Source organism: Nitrospira sp. Nam74 (genome assembly GCF_965152615.1).
In genome coordinates, this window is sequence record NZ_OZ224220.1 from 4034478 (window position 1) to 4049305 (window position 14828).

The following is a 14828-nucleotide window of genomic DNA, read 5'->3' on the forward strand; positions in this document are numbered from 1 at the left end:
ATAGGCGAGTCGATGCAAACTAATGACGACGAGCGGGTTGAAAATAGGGGGAGAAAGTATTGGAAGGCAGGGGCTGAGGAATGACCGGCCTGATCAACGTTCCCCGGGCTGATCATTCCTCCAAATTCGCCTTACTTCAATCGCAACATTTTATTTTCAAACTTCGTATCGGTGGTGAGCTTTTCCATACTTTCCGCCAGCACATCGTTCAGGAGCTTTTCCGCGTCCTCAGCGTCAAACCAAAACACGCTTTGTGAGCCGGCTCCGTTCAGCGTCATGCGGACATTGCTGTCGTCGGCCGTATTTTGAGCCTGCACGGCGATTTTGGTCTTGGCAGCCATTTCCGTCGTCCTTAAAAATCTACTCTGTGCATCCATCGACAGCGCCAAAATTTTTCCGGTGAGGATCACGTCGGGTTTTTCCGGCGCGATTGAATCGGCGGATTTCACCAGCATGACATTCCATCCCTTGCCTTTCAGATAGTCGGCGATCGCCTTCGACACCGCATCTCCATGCTTGCCACCCGGAATTTCAAAATAGGATTGACCACCCATAATATGGGAACGTGTTCCCAGATGAGTCGGCTCGGGCCGTGCATCTTCAAAAGGCACGATGACCACGAGCGCATCCGGTTTTTGCGTACTGGTTTGGACAACGGGAACGAGATTGATGGGCACGACCTCGCCTTTTGCCCCGCAACCGGCCAATGCCAATATTCCGACGAAGCCGATCACATTAAGTATTCCTCTTCTCACAGCCGCCTCCTTGTGGAAAATCCTGCCAACACGTTCGCACGCGCGCCCTATGCGCGCTTCCACCATGCCTGAGCACGGTTGGGCTTAAGGAGAGGTACTATAACAGATTCGTTTGAGCAGGCAAATCGACGGGTTGCCATTTCCCTATGTCCAAATACCTTCGTCTCGAGACGGATCAGTCCATACATGCACTTGACTGGTCCTTAGTCCGGTGGTTAAGATCCCACCGGACCCGCAGTCCGCGTATTGTGGACCGCGGGTCCTGTTGTGAGCGCGGCTTACTGAGCATCATCCCCGCGATCTTTCTATGATTGAAGTTGCACAGGTTACCAAGCGCTACGGCGATTTGACCGCCATTGATCGGGTCAGCTTTACGGTTGAAAAGGGCGAAGTCCTGGCCTTTCTCGGACCCAATGGGGCCGGGAAAACGACGACGATGCGCATCCTGACCTGTTTTATGCCGGCCACCGAGGGATTGGCGCGCGTAGCCGGATTCGATTGCTTTGAGCAGCCTCAAGAAGTCAAGCGGCGCGTGGGATACCTTCCTGAAACGCCGCCGCTGTACCAAGAGCTGACCGTCACGGAATACCTGACATTTACCGGTCGTCTCAAAGGCATGACAGCCAACGATCTTCGCACCGGATTGGACCGAGTCATTGAACGCCTCTCACTCGGCGATGTTCGACATCGCCTCATCGGCAATCTTTCCCGAGGGTACAAACAACGCGTGGGACTTGGCCAGGCGCTTCTCCACGATCCACCCGTGCTCATCCTGGACGAGCCGACCGTTGGACTCGACCCAAAACAGATCATCGAGATCCGGGATCTTGTCAAGAGTTTGGCCGGCTCGCATACCGTGATTCTCAGCACGCACATTCTTCCGGAGGCGACGGCCGTTTGCCAACGCGTCGTCATTATCAATGGGGGCCGAATCGTTGCCGAGGACACGCCGGATCGACTTTCCGCCCGACTGCGTCGCTCGGAAAAAGTAAGCGTGACGGTTAAAACGCCGCCGCCTGATATGGCGGAACGGTTGCAGTCAATCCCTGGAATTGTCGGCGTGTTCGAGCAGAGCGATGCGAGTACCTATCTGTTGGAATGTGAACTAGGCCGAGATCACCGCGACGAGATTGCCCGCTTCATCGTCGGACAAGGATGGGGCTTGCTGGAATTGAAAACCATTTCAATGACGCTGGAAGACGTGTTTCTCCGTCTCACGCAACACGAAGATGGCATGGCCGTCACCGCCACAGCCGGAGAAGGGACGACAATATGACGTCCGTCCATGCCTTGATCGCGAAAGAACTCCGCTCCTACTTCGTCTCGCCGGTGGTGTATGTCGTCGGTGCCGTCTTTCTCCTCATTTTCGGGATCCTGTCGTATTTAGCGGTCGTCAATGCCGGAGCGCAGGCGGTGCGTCTCATGCAATTGCAAGGCGCGGCGGCTCAGCTCAATCTGAACGATCTCGTCTTCCGGCCTACCTTTTACAGTATGGCCCTGGTCGTTCTGCTGGTCGTTCCTATTCTGACCATGCGCTTGTTTGCTGAAGAGCGAAAGTTGCGGACCTTTGAATTGCTCATGACGTCGCCGATCGGCGTGAACGAGATCGTCATTGCTAAATTCCTGAGCGTGTATGTGGTCTATCTGGGTCTCTTGGCCTTCACCGGTCTCGTGCCCTTGATTCTTTCTGTCTTCAGCAGTTTCGACTGGAACCCAGTGTTGACCGGCTATCTTGCCCTGGCTCTGTTGGGAGCGCTGTTTCTCTCCGCCGGCCTTCTCGCCTCCGCAATGACGGAAAACCAGATCATTGCGGCATTCCTCAGCTTCGGCTTGTTGATTATCGTCTGGCTGCTGGGGGCGTTCGGCGGCGTAATTGGCGATACGCCTTTGGGCAACACGATTTCCTACTTGTCTTTCATTGAGCACTATGACCGGCTGGTCCGCGGGTTAGTCGAGGCCAAGGACCTGATGTATTACGCCTCCGGTGTCGTGCTCATGCTGTTCCTGGCGCATCGCGTGGTGGAAAGTCAGAGATGGAAGTAGACACCATAGAGGCAGTCCTTGTGCTCGCAGAGCGCGCACGCTCGGAAGGTGCTCGCTCCATACGCGCAGTGGGGACTGCTTCTACGGCCTCTACTGCCATGGAGTGGTGTAAGAGAAGAGTATGAAGCGGTTGATTCCCGCACTTGGTGTGATAGGCGCGATCCTTGGGGTCGGAGGGCTAGTGGTGTATAGCCTAGATCCTGGGATGCTCACGTTGGTCACGCTGCTGGAAGGCTTGGCACTGGTGTGCCTGATCGTGTTCTTTGTCACGCACTATGAAACGGTCAAAGCGTTTTCGGCTCGGCGCTCCACGCGGTTGGGCTTCAACAGCATCGTGATGGTGGTGTTATTTATCGGCATCCTGGGCATTGCCAATTTTCTCGTTGCGCGTCATTCCACCCGTTGGGATTTTTCCGAGACCGGGCATTTCACATTGGCGCCCCAGACGTTTCAAGTGCTGCGCGGTCTAAAACAAGACGTCAAGTTCACGGTGTTCAGTCAAGATCGCAGTCCGTTATATGGGACCTATCGCGATCTGCTGGACAGCTATAAGCAGGCAAGTGACAAAATCAAAGTTGAGTTTGTCGATCCGGAGCGCAAGCCGGGCGTCGCTCGTCAATATGGGATCACGCGCATGGACACGGCGGTGGTCGAGAGCGGAGAGCAATCAACGCGTATTACTGCGGCTTCGGAGGCCGAACTGACGGGGGCGGTCATTCGGCTCTCCAAGACCACCAAGAAACGTCTCTTGTTTTTAGAAGGCCATGGCGAGCGGGGCCTCACGGACACGGACCGTGGGGGCTTTGCCGTCTTAAAAGAGGCGCTGACCAAACAGGGGTATGATTCGGCCCCCTTATCGCTGCTCCAAGAAAGCGCCGTGCCCGACAACACCGCCGTGCTGGTATTGGGTGGTCCTCGCCGAGCCGTGACGCCCGATGAACAAGAGCGGATCGCTCAGTATGTCGCAGCCGGCGGGCATGTGCTCATCATGCTCGATCCCGATGTGCAAACGGGCTTGGACCCCTTATTGGCCAAATGGGGCATCGAGCCCGGGAAGGGCATATTGGTTGATCTGCAAGACCGGATCGCCCAAGGTGACTTGACGGCCCTCCTCGTGCGCACGTTTACCGAGCACGAAATTACACAAGATTTGACCGCCGCCGTCCTCTTTCCTGCGGCACGTCATTTAGTCTTTCATGAAGACCAAGCCAAAGAGTGGGATTACGTTCCGCTGGCCCGTACCTCGCCCCGAAGCTGGGCGGAGACGGATTTGAACGGCCGCGTGGTCAGCTTCAACGCCAAGGAGGACGTACAAGGTCCTCTGCCCCTTGCCTTTGCCGTCACGCCGAAAAAGACGGCAGAGCCGGGCAAACCGCGCGCGGCGGTCGTCGTCATCGGCAATTCCTCCTTCGCCAGTAATGGGTACGTGAATTTTCCGGGCAACACCGATTTTCTGCTCCACACGATCGGGTGGTTGGCGGAAGAGCGCGATCTCATTTCCATCACGCCGAAAGAGCCTGCGTTTCGCCCATTCATACCCAACCCGGCTCAGGAACGCGCGCTCCTGTACATTCAAGTGCTGCTCCTTCCTTCGTTGACCTTCCTGTGGGGGATGACGATATGGAAAAGGCGCCGTCGTCTGTAAGCAGGATGCTGAAACGGCACCTATTACATTTTCCCTGTCCCAAGCACGCCAGGACGCGCGCCTTTTCAGGCTTCGTTTTCGGTTCAACAAACTCCTTACCGTACCCTTTGGAAAGAGCCGGTCTTGGCCGGTTCAGGATTGGGCGGGTGAAATGGCGGTACGCCTGCGGCTTTTTCTCACCTGCAGCTTCGCTGGCTGAGGCTCTTGAGCATCCTTAGAACTCTTCCTCAATGGATATTCGTATTGCATAAGGCTATGAAACGGTACTCGCTCACGGTCATTATGGCGGTGCTGCTTGCTGGACTGGGTGGCTATGTCTATTGGGTGGAGCTGCCGACAGAGCGCGCCAAAACGGACACAGAAGTGACAGAGAAAAAACTGCTTCCTTTTACCGAACGGGAGATCAACGGAATGACCGTCCATTCCGACTCAGGAGATATTATTCTGTCCTCAAAGGACGGCGCTTGGCAGATCACGGCCCCACTTCAGACAGAAGCGGATACGCGCGCCGTGCAGTCGATGCTGCGGTCGTTGGTCTTGGGAAAGATCACAAGGGTGGTGGAGGAACAGGGAACCGCACTGGCCCCGTTCGGATTGGACAAACCTTCCATGACGCTCACCCTCACCGCCGATTCGCAGCAGGAAACGGTGTCGATCGGCGATAGCGGACCGATCTCATCCACTCTCTATGCCATGCGGGCTTCCGATAAAAAGATCCTGCTCACCGACCTGGCCACAAAGGACTTCCTCAATAAAACCCTGCTGAGTCTTCGAAAGAAAGAGATCCTTCCCGTGGATTCCAACAAGGCCGAACGCGTGCGTCTCACCTATCCAAAGACGGAAATCGTCCTCTATCGGACGGACAACAAAGACAATAAGAAGAAATGGTCCATCCGGTATCCCATTGAAGCACCGGCCGATCAGCCTGAGGTACGAACCCTCCTCATGAAGCTGGATGATCTAAAGGCCTTGGCGTTTATTGATCCAGGACCGCAACGCGATGAACAGCTGAAGAGGCTCACCAAGCCGGACATCAAAATTATGGTCTATAGCGGAGGCGTTGATCATACCGTCAAACTGTATCAACCGGATCCTACGAGCGGAGAAGCCTTTGCCGTTACGACCCCGGAGGCACCGATCTATCGCATTAATCCCATGATCCTGAAGGACCTCACCAAAGAACTCTTCACCTTGCAAGATAAGCGGCTGCTCGGCATGGACAGTGACGATGTCGCTATGTTGGAAGTCAAAACACGTGAAGAGCACTACACGCTCATTCGTCAAAACAATACATGGGTCTTGGAAGACGCGCCCCAAGCCACATTGGACCAAGAAAAGGTCGCTCTCTTTGTCAGTCGAGTCGTAGATCTGCCGGCCGAGATTCGTATCGTCAAGCAGGCTGGTCCGCTCGCGCCGTACGGCCTGAGCTCGCCGACGGCAGAGTTTACAGCAACCGCCAAGGACGGCAAAGCAACCGGTCGTCTTGTCTTGGGCACCCGGGCGGGCGGGCTGGTTTATGCCATGGGTCGGGGACTTCCCGGCGTGTATCAGGCGCGGTCGGACCTACTCACTCAAATTCCGTCGAAGCAAAATCTTGAAAAGATACAAGAAGGTACGTAAGCTAAGGACCGCTTGTAGTCTTTCACGTGGTTCTCTATAGTCTTTCCGCTATAAGGAGGTAGGCATGGATATTCGTATCACCGTCATGATGTCGATTTTTGGTGCAGCACTGGTCGTGGGTGGCTGTGCAAGCACCGAGGAAACAAGACCGGCTAGCGGCCCTTCCATGAAGGAGATTCCGTCAGCAAAGCCGAAAGACACACCCCAACCCATGGCAAAAGAACCGACTGTTTCTGCTCCCACGAAAGAGACAGCAAGCTCCTCTGATTCCCGCACGGCAGTGAATACCAATCCACTCCAAGCCTGCCTCGATGCGATAGCGAAAGGGGCGACGGCCGGACAACGCTCACTTGCAGAGCAGACGTGCCAGCGCGATTTTGGCAGTGGTGATTCCCGAACCGTTTCATCCGGCACACAAGGTGATAGCTTACAAGGTTGCATAGCCCGCATTCCCCAAGATGCCACTCCCGGGCAACGCATGATGGCTGAGGAGAGCTGCCGTCGTGATGAGGAGGTGCGGAAAGGATTTTGACATTTATCCTCGCCAGTCTGGAGCCTTTCCAGACGGATATGAATTCCTTTCATTCGCTCAATTCATAAGCACCTTAATTCCGGCAAGCTGGTCCGCGCTCAGTGCTGAACGCGGATCAGCCCGGGTTGCCTCTGGACTTCCTATCCCCCATCCGATATCGTACTCCCCATGCCCCCGTAGCTCAGTCGGATAGAGCAGCGGTTTCCTAAACCGTTTGTCGCACGTTCAATTCGTGTCGGGGGCACCAACAATTACGCACTTACGGAGGCTGGAGGAACGGTATAACCAGCAGGTGTTATCAGAGTGTTTAATTGAAAGTACGTGTTCAACTCCCAAGCTGCGTTCGTCAAATCCTTTTCCTCAATTGCGGTATACCGCTTCCACATCTTCTCAGACTTGTGGCCAACTATTTTTATGGCCGTTGCGGTGTCGACACCGGCGCGTCTAAGATTCGTAGCGGCACAGTGGCGAAGATCATGAACCCGCAAATGCAAAATACCTATCCCTGTTCGTTGTTCTGAAAGCTCGCTGTATTCATTTGATCGGTGCTCCCTTGTATAGAAACACTCGTAAGTAGTTAAAGAACGAACTTTCGAAATATCGCCGGCTGCCGCGAGGGCCCTCACGACACCCGCAGCGATAAATCCGGTCGCGCCAGTCACCAGCGCTTTCACAACTCTTTACACGTGTTAAAGCCCGGTCTCGCCTGTGGTTCCATTTTGCTAGGGCTACGCGCGTCGTGTCTGGCGCGTGCCTTGAAAAAGAAGAGCCTTACAAGTTGTCATGGTTTCCTAACGTTCCTTTCGGTATCCCTTGTCGAAAGGCCGAACATCAGGTCCTAGACATTAACACATCCCTCCGATGTGCCGGTACTCGCCTTCCGGATACGCGTCTATTATTGCTGATCGGAATGTCGTCTTGTATTAATACGCCGCCATTCAAAATACGGTAGCATAACTAATAAAAGGTGAGTCGATGGATGCTATGGATGCTAATGTGCCGCTGCCCAACCGCGTAAAATTGTTGGCGAGTTGCGTACCCCACATAGACCATTTGCGAGCTAGGCATATACTTAGGACACAAATATGTTGACCACAACGGCCCGCTTATTCCTAATAGCGACACTCGGAATGAGTACCGCGCACGTCGGTGCCCATGCCGTGCTGATGCAATCTTCGCTGGAGGATCACACGCTCCGGGTTAACCAGCCAACGGAACTGCTCCTCAGTTTCAATTCTCGGATCGAATTAGGCCTCTCAAGGGTATTCCTCGTAAGCAAGGGTGATGTCTATACGCCAGTGGAAATCGCTAAAGGGCACAAAGCCGGCCAGATGATCATCAAGGTGCCGGCCCTTGAGGAGGGCGATTACGCGCTAAAATACAAGGTCTTCGCATCGGATGGGCATCTCACTGAAGATGTGATTCGATTCAAAGTGTCACGAGGGCGGTAACACATATGTACATGCAAGGCATTGCGAATTTCATGGATGACTTCCTGGGGGGGCTCAGCCTGATGAGCTACGCGCTCGTCGTCGGAAGCCTTTTCTGGGGAGTCGTCGTCCTCCGCATAGCCAATCCCGACAGGTGCAGCAGCAGCGTGATACGTCCTGCCGTCACATTGCTGCACTGGGGGGCGGTCGCCCTTGCCGTCTCTGTGGCAATGAAGTTAGTCATCAAAGGGACCGTCTTGGCATCGATGCTCGGCGAACTGCCGTTGGAAGCCTATCTCAGCACCGTACAATTCAAGGCAGGCGTGCTACGGCTGACTCTGGCCCTTGCGCTGATCTGGCATGCTAAGCGATTGACCGAGAATCCGCACAAGATGTTATCCTGGGCCATCGTCGCGGCTCTGACGCTTCCTTTGGTGATCAGCGGTGCATGGCTCGTGCACGCGGTGGGCCGATTTGATGACCGCGGGCCGTTAATGTTCACCACCGTGGTGCATCAACTTGCCGCAGCCGCCTGGATCGGCGGCGTGGCGCAATTGCTGGCACTCCGGAAAAGCTGCCATACAGATCTAGGTTGCAAGGAGTTTTGGCCGCTTGCGGTCACCCGCTTTGCCTGGTTGGGAGCTAGCTGTGTTGTCGTGCTTCTCCTCACAGGAAGTTTTCTGGCATGGACGTATATCGGCACGTGGAACGGCCTGTTGGGCACCGGCTATGGCAATCTAGTGCTGGCCAAGAACGGGCTCTTGCTGATGGCCCTGGGCTTCGCCTATCTCAACAACCGCGCCGGGCGTCGGTGGCGAACCACCGGGGATCTAACCAGCCTCGCTCATAAAGTGCCCTACTACATCGAGGCCGAAACGTTTTTGCTGGCAACCATCCTGTTCCTGGCCGCTGCGCTTTCCTCACAGCCGCCTGCCATTGATATCAAGGACCGCACTGCTTCGGTATGGGAAGTCGTCAACATGTTCATGCCGTCTCTGCCGAGAATCCATTCACCCAGCCATGATGAACTGCTGGCCGGTGAGCCAGGTCGTGTGGCGGTAGTCAACAAAACGCCATCGCTGGCCGCCAAGGAGTGGTCCGACTACAACCACAATGTGTCGGGCATCGTACTTGCGGCCATGGGTCTGATCGCCATGTTTTCTTATGCACGAGCACACGAATACGCCTGGACCCGTTATTGGCCCATCGGGTTTATCGGCCTGGGAATATTTCTGTTTTTGCGGAGCGACGCCGAAACGTGGCCGTTGGGTCCCATCGGCTTCTGGGACAGCACCTTTCGCAACGGCGAAGTGTTTCAACATCGTATTGCCACGATGTTACCCTTTCTGCTTGGTAGCATAGAGTTGCGAGCGCGGACTCACCCGGAGACGAGCAACCTACCATTTCTCTTTCCGATCCTGTGTGCCTTCGGAGGCATCCTGTTGTTGAGTCACGCCCATGCTGAATTTGAATTGAAGAGCGAATTCTTGATCCAGGTTGTGCACACAGCCATGGGAATGTTGGCGGTCATCGTGGCCATAGGACGCTGGCTGGAACTGCGTTTGGGAAGTCAGATCGGATCCTGGGAAGGCCGTATTGCAGGCCTTACCAGCGTCACGTCGCTATTTTTAATCGGCGTCATCATGATGTTCTATCGAGAACCGCTGATGTGAGGACGTGGCGGTCAGCCGCTTGTCGCGTGGTGCGCCAACGATGAATGCGCCGATTCTCAGGCCGCCGAGAGCGGGGCGGTTTTACACGCACGCGCGCGTACCCAAAGCGGCAATGCTGTTGTTCGTGAGCGGAAATAGGTGCACCTAGTGATCAGGGCACAGCAGGCAAATGCCACCCGCTCTCCTCTGTCCGTGTGCTGCCAAAACCAACGGCGCATGCGCACCTGTTGATTCTTAGCGCCGCGCCGGCCTCGCCGCTCGCATAGTGTGGGACAATAATCTTAGTTATCGGAGGTCGTCATCAGGACGCATCGAGAGGGATCGGCTTTACAAGAGTGCGTGGGTCGTGAGCCGCTTGCCAAGGTCCCAGAAGGGACCCGGAAAGGAGTGGGCGCTCTCCAGGACGCGGTCCAGCGATCGGACGAAATAGTCGATGTCATCTCTTGCCACGACGAGCGCCGGGGCGACTTTGAGAACGTCTTCGTTATGGCCTGCCACCTGGCTTAAAATCCCGTAGTCCTCCATCAGTGGAATCGTGAACGCTTGCGCAAATAAACCCGGATTGATCGTGTGCATCATTCTCCATGTCTGACGTAAGGCGAACGAGGTCGGCTCCCCTAATTCCACGCCGATTAACAGGCCGCACCCCCGCACCGCCTTCACCAGCTCATACTTCTGTTTTAAGGGCATGAGGCTTTGGTAAAGATAGTCGCCCAATTCCCGGCAGCGGGCGATCAGATGCTCCGTGTCGAGGACGTGCAGCGTCGCTAAGCCTGCGATCATGGCTAAGTTATTGCCCATGAAGGTGGAGGCGTGGACACAACTACGATCCAGCCGCGAGTACACTTTATTGATGATGTCCTTGCGAGTCACCACGGCGGACACGGGCACCAATCCGCCACTCAACCCTTTGGAGAGGCACACCACGTCGGGCTCGATGCCCCAGTGTTCAGAAGCGAGGAACGTGCCGGTTCGTCCGATGCCCGTATGGATTTCATCCATGATGAACACGGCCCCATGCTGCTGACACAGCCGGTGAATCGACGAAAAGTATCCCTCGGGCGGGACAATGACGCCCGCGCCGACCTGGATCGGCTCTAACAGCACGCCGGCGACATTGCCCTGGCGTAGTTTCTTCTCGATGGCCTCCGCGTCGCCGAATGGCACCGCCTCCGTCTGCGGGACCAACGGCTCGAACCCGTCGCGCCACATTCGGTGGCCCGTGACGGAGAGGGCGCCATATGTGACCCCGTGATAGGAGCCGTGGGCGTAGAGCATCCGTTGTCGACCGGTCGCACACCGCGCAAACTTGATAGCTGCTTCAACGGCCTCCGATCCGGAGTTGGCGAAGAAAACCATGTCGAGCCATGGGATGCGCCGCACGAGGGACTCGGCCAGAAGCCCAGACAGGAGTGAGCAGTCCAGTTGGATCAGGTTCGGGAGGGATTGGGTGAGCGCTTCGCGCAGCGCCTGACGCACGACCGGATGGTTATGACCGATATTCGAGACGCAGAAGCCAGACACGCAATCTAAATACCGTTTGCCACTCTTGTCCCACAGATGACACCCTTCGGCCTTCGTGTACACCTTATCGTAGCCGATCATCCGGGTCACTCGTGCCCAGGTCGGGTTTATATACTGGCTGTGAAGCGCATAGTTCTCGCCGAGCCGTTGCTGAAACGTTCGAAGTATGTCAAAAGACATAAGCTACTTTCGCGACTCGCATGGGGAGCGCGATGCCTCGGATCTGCTAAGATGGTAGAGATTTTTAGTTACGTCCGAACAGACCTGTTGCAACAAATGAACTCATGAGATCCATTTTTCGTTTGCTCTTTGTTGCTCACTCGTTTGCGTTCGGGTGGCATAGGAATCACAATTTTGATGGACGATCGAACTCCTGTCTTGAAAGCGTATGCACTAGCGAGTGTTGCCGGAAAAGATAGGCCCTCCCCTTATTCGCAAGCCCCGACCTCTCAACATCGTTCAGAATAGTGGACAAGCAGGCGGGGAACGGGGAACGAGCGATGCTAAAGTCAAAACGAAAGTGGGAAAGGTAGGGCCTGGGCGATTAATTCGAACCTCGGAAGAAACTGACCAATCACTATATTGAGCGATAAGGAGTCCATTCGAGATATCGGATATAGGTCCTTTCCCGTCAAGATCTTGGGGTTCTTTGCTTTCGACGATATTTTCCTGGGCAAAGTGGGTGGGAGTGAGATCACCAAGGAAGGCGACATCAACAATATACGGAATAGCGATAAAGGCTAATCCCAAAACAACCGACTTAGTGGACTGACAAAATCCTCGGTATGCCGCAATAGTATGTTCACACTCATGCACCTGAGAGCCTCTCGCTAATCATCTACTGCGATATTCAAAATGAAGTTTAGTAAAACTAATATCCTAAAAAGGATGAAGTCCTTGTAGGGCCAATAGCGCTTGCGCTATCGTAAAGGAGCCAGCGGATTCCGTGGTGTGCGGCCTTCGCAAGGAATCGAACTCAGGGACAAGGAATCGTCTCGGGGACCAGTTCGCTCAGTATTTTGCGTAGCCGTACTACATAGCGTTGGAATCGAGTCGAAAATGATTTACCACGACCGAAGGGATTGGATCATCGGGAAGCAAGATGATGACTATTGGTCATTCCGCTGGCAGGTGATGAATGGACTAAATGATTCCCGCCCGGCTTGACGGTTGAAGATGTGACGTTGATGTTTTGATAATATGAGCCATTGCTGGATTCTGCAGTCAAACAAGCGGCGAGTGGCTCACAAGGACGCCCAGAAATAAGCACTTCGACCTGCCAGACACTCTATGCTTTATGCTGGGTCTACCTTCAGCGACTATCTCACTTAAGTCTCCATTATTTCATAAAGTGTATTCTTCTTTTCCACGCCAGCGCCCCTAAGCCCGTTGCCAACAACATTAGAGACGACGGTTCTGGAACGGCTGACCCTCCGCCTTGCAACGCCTGTGGTTCTCCATAAATGAAATCGTCCATGACGACATTATCGAATCCTTGTGCGGCACCAGTTAAGGGACCATCCCCATTCGTGAGTCGGACACGTGTCACTCCTTCACCAAACCCTGAAACACCGACGAACGAAAGGCCTTGCGGTGCAGTTGGAGCGAAGAACGTCCCCAACGATGTATTACTGGCATTGAAGTATTGAATAGAAGTGGTGTTTGCTAGGTCGACATCAGTAAAGACAGATCCGAACCCGCTGACTGTCGCCGGAGTGTTGCTTCCCGGCACGACAAAATTAACATCCACTATGTTGCTATCCAATGCGGTGAAAAGGCGTTGCGGGCTAAAGACGGTGAATTTACCCGGAAACTGAGCATTGATATTGCCGAATCGCACTGGTGTGTTCGTCGGATTGACGGCGTTCGCACTGACCTGGAAGCCACTGCCAGGTGTGGACAAGAGGACTCCTCTGGGGGAATTGACGTTGAAGAAATTTGACGGCAAATTATTGGGTGCTGCCAGGTTGTCAGGCACCCCATCCCAATTAATTTCACGGCGGCCCGTGGCAAATGAACCGGCTACATTGGAATTAAGAGACCCTCCCAAGTCACTGCGGAACGCATCAACTGCGGATTGAATAGCAGCAGGATTGGCGCCGCTCCCCTGCTGAACAGAAACAGCATACGATGGGCCCACGGCGATAAGAGTCATTCCTACCAAGGCTAGCGGCAATGTGAACGATCGGCCTGGCAACATAGGGCACCTCCATCTTGTTTGTCTCTTGCCACCGACATTATTCGTCGCTACGATCCTTCACAAGCGTACAAGGGGGAATTTTTCTGTGAGGCCGCTACCGATGGTATGTCTACTAGGGCACTCCTTCCTCGGGGTTCAGTGATCACTTCGCATCGGCAAACTCTTCCCAATTGCGATAGTATATATCTCCATCTGCTTCAAGTTCCGCCATCGCTTCATTGATTGAGTAGCCAAATCCCGCGACTCTTGAGATCGGATCATCACCGACCACTGCGCCCCCCTGGTTGCCATCCAGCCACATCTTCACCGTAACACATACTGCTCCTCCATATGGACTTCTGGATGAATGGATATCACCACGACTTTAGTCTAATAGACACCCATGGACATGCGTTGTACTTAGGTATTTATAATACAACTATGTCAGGAGGGTTTATGCGACCATGGCTGATCAATGCATGTCTGTTTATGTCTTTAGTTTATACGCCCCATGTGTCTGCCTCTCCTACCTGGCAACTTGACCTATACAGCGATCCTGGCGACTATGTCGGACAAGGTCTTGAGTATCATTTCACCCAGGCCGATTGCTGCTTTCTCAATCCGAATCTTTTCGATTCCACCCATGACGGAGTAGTTGACTACGTCCAACTGTTTTTTCATGCACCTGTCTACACCCCCTTTTGGGATTTAGACATTGGCACGAATTGGATGGGCACGAATTTGATGCCGGGGGTGTACGACGATGCACAGGCTTATGGAGAAACAGATCCCTACCCAACGCTATCGTTTTTTTTAGATGGACGAGGCGCGAGCACTGTAGTCGGCAGCTTCATCCTCTGGGATATTGCCTTTGACTATGAGCATCTCGGCGTGGGTGCCGCCGGACTTCAACCAACCTTACTACGACTGAATGTTAGCTTCGAACAACATAGCGAAGGCGAGGAACCGGGACTGTTCGGTTACTTCTCTTACGACGCAGGATACGCCGCTGTGCCGGAACCCACGTCGCTTTTCTTACTAACGACTGGTCTATTGGGGCTGTTGATAATACGCGGCAGGCTTCATAAAGAATGCGGTTAAACAATCATGCCAGGCTGCCATCAAGGAAGTTATTCCTAAAGCTTCTTTTTGACTCAGGACTCTATTCGTCAGCCACAGCGCACAAGCTGTGATCACGAGCTGAACAACTCTTCAGAGATTTCCTACCGAGTAGGACTCGCTTCCCTCGTCCTGCCGCAATACGTTGAGGATCACTACTCTCTTGTCTTGATCATCTAACTATCGGGTCCGAGCTGCAAGGCACCGATGAACCTAGTCGAGCAAGATCCCTTACTTTCAGGGAGTAGGTCCTTTTTGTGTGCCTACCCCTTTATTTTGCCGTGAGCGCTAGAACTTAATCGGACAGT

The 14828-nt window shown here is 54.2% G+C and carries 13 protein-coding genes and 1 tRNA gene; 9 read left to right on the forward strand and 5 right to left on the reverse strand.

The genetic code is table 11. The features are described 5' to 3' along the window. Window positions 1–131: 131 nt before the first annotated feature. Window positions 132–755 carry a hypothetical protein gene (locus tag ACWHYZ_RS19075; RefSeq protein WP_447984249.1) on the reverse strand — a complete coding sequence of 208 codons (624 nt, stop codon included), beginning with the start codon at window positions 753–755 and terminating at the stop codon, window positions 132–134. A gap of 307 nt (window positions 756–1062) precedes the next feature. Between ACWHYZ_RS19075 and ACWHYZ_RS19080 the strand changes: the two genes are divergently transcribed. From ACWHYZ_RS19080 to ACWHYZ_RS19105, 6 genes are all read left to right on the forward strand, one after another. Then, complete coding sequence (locus tag ACWHYZ_RS19080) at window positions 1063–2031, forward strand: ABC transporter ATP-binding protein (protein ID WP_447984250.1); 969 nt, start codon at window positions 1063–1065, stop codon at window positions 2029–2031. Next, entirely contained in the window at window positions 2028–2798 is a 771-nt protein-coding gene (locus ACWHYZ_RS19085) for an ABC transporter permease (protein WP_447984251.1), read from the forward strand. Before ACWHYZ_RS19080 ends, ACWHYZ_RS19085 begins: the two co-directional genes overlap by 4 nt. A gap of 121 nt (window positions 2799–2919) precedes the next feature. Beyond that, window positions 2920–4443, forward strand: coding sequence for a GldG family protein (locus tag ACWHYZ_RS19090; RefSeq protein WP_447984252.1), 1524 nt, complete (start codon window positions 2920–2922; stop codon window positions 4441–4443). Window positions 4444–4698: 255 nt separating this feature from the next. Then, window positions 4699–6063, forward strand: a complete 1365-nt coding sequence (locus tag ACWHYZ_RS19095) for a DUF4340 domain-containing protein (RefSeq protein WP_447984253.1) — start codon at window positions 4699–4701, stop codon at window positions 6061–6063. 64 nt (window positions 6064–6127) lie between these two features. Then, window positions 6128–6595: a hypothetical protein gene (locus ACWHYZ_RS19100; RefSeq protein WP_447984254.1), complete on the forward strand. Its 468-nt coding sequence runs from the start codon at window positions 6128–6130 to the stop codon at window positions 6593–6595. Window positions 6596–6765: 170 nt separating this feature from the next. Further along, a tRNA-Arg gene (locus tag ACWHYZ_RS19105) sits at window positions 6766–6842 on the forward strand. 4 nt (window positions 6843–6846) lie between these two features. Here ACWHYZ_RS19105 and ACWHYZ_RS19110 read toward each other — a convergent pair. Continuing rightward, on the reverse strand, window positions 6847–7269 hold the full coding sequence (locus tag ACWHYZ_RS19110; protein ID WP_447984255.1) for a tyrosine-type recombinase/integrase: 423 nt from the start codon (window positions 7267–7269) through the stop codon (window positions 6847–6849). A gap of 411 nt (window positions 7270–7680) precedes the next feature. On the opposite strand from ACWHYZ_RS19110, the gene ACWHYZ_RS19115 reads away from it, so the two are divergent. Both ACWHYZ_RS19115 and ACWHYZ_RS19120 read left to right on the forward strand, forming a co-directional pair. Further along, window positions 7681–8046, forward strand: a complete 366-nt coding sequence (locus ACWHYZ_RS19115; protein ID WP_447984256.1) for a copper resistance CopC family protein — start codon at window positions 7681–7683, stop codon at window positions 8044–8046. 32 nt (window positions 8047–8078) lie between these two features. Next, window positions 8079–9698 (forward strand): copper resistance D family protein, encoded by a 1620-nt coding sequence (locus ACWHYZ_RS19120; protein WP_447984257.1) that lies wholly within the window; start codon window positions 8079–8081, stop codon window positions 9696–9698. Between the two features lie 327 nt (window positions 9699–10025). Here the strand turns inward: ACWHYZ_RS19120 and ACWHYZ_RS19125 are convergent, their stop codons facing one another. The 3 genes from ACWHYZ_RS19125 to ACWHYZ_RS19135 form a co-directional block, all read right to left on the reverse strand. Further along, entirely contained in the window at window positions 10026–11402 is a 1377-nt protein-coding gene (locus ACWHYZ_RS19125; RefSeq protein WP_447984258.1) for an aspartate aminotransferase family protein, read from the reverse strand. Window positions 11403–12561: 1159 nt separating this feature from the next. Then, window positions 12562–13422, reverse strand: coding sequence for a PEP-CTERM sorting domain-containing protein (locus tag ACWHYZ_RS19130; protein WP_447984259.1), 861 nt, complete (start codon window positions 13420–13422; stop codon window positions 12562–12564). Between the two features lie 142 nt (window positions 13423–13564). Beyond that, window positions 13565–13729, reverse strand: a complete 165-nt coding sequence (locus tag ACWHYZ_RS19135) for a hypothetical protein (protein ID WP_447984260.1) — start codon at window positions 13727–13729, stop codon at window positions 13565–13567. A gap of 128 nt (window positions 13730–13857) precedes the next feature. Between ACWHYZ_RS19135 and ACWHYZ_RS19140 the strand changes: the two genes are divergently transcribed. After that, window positions 13858–14502 (forward strand): PEP-CTERM sorting domain-containing protein, encoded by a 645-nt coding sequence (locus ACWHYZ_RS19140; protein ID WP_447984261.1) that lies wholly within the window; start codon window positions 13858–13860, stop codon window positions 14500–14502. The last annotated feature ends 326 nt before the right edge of the window (window positions 14503–14828 follow it).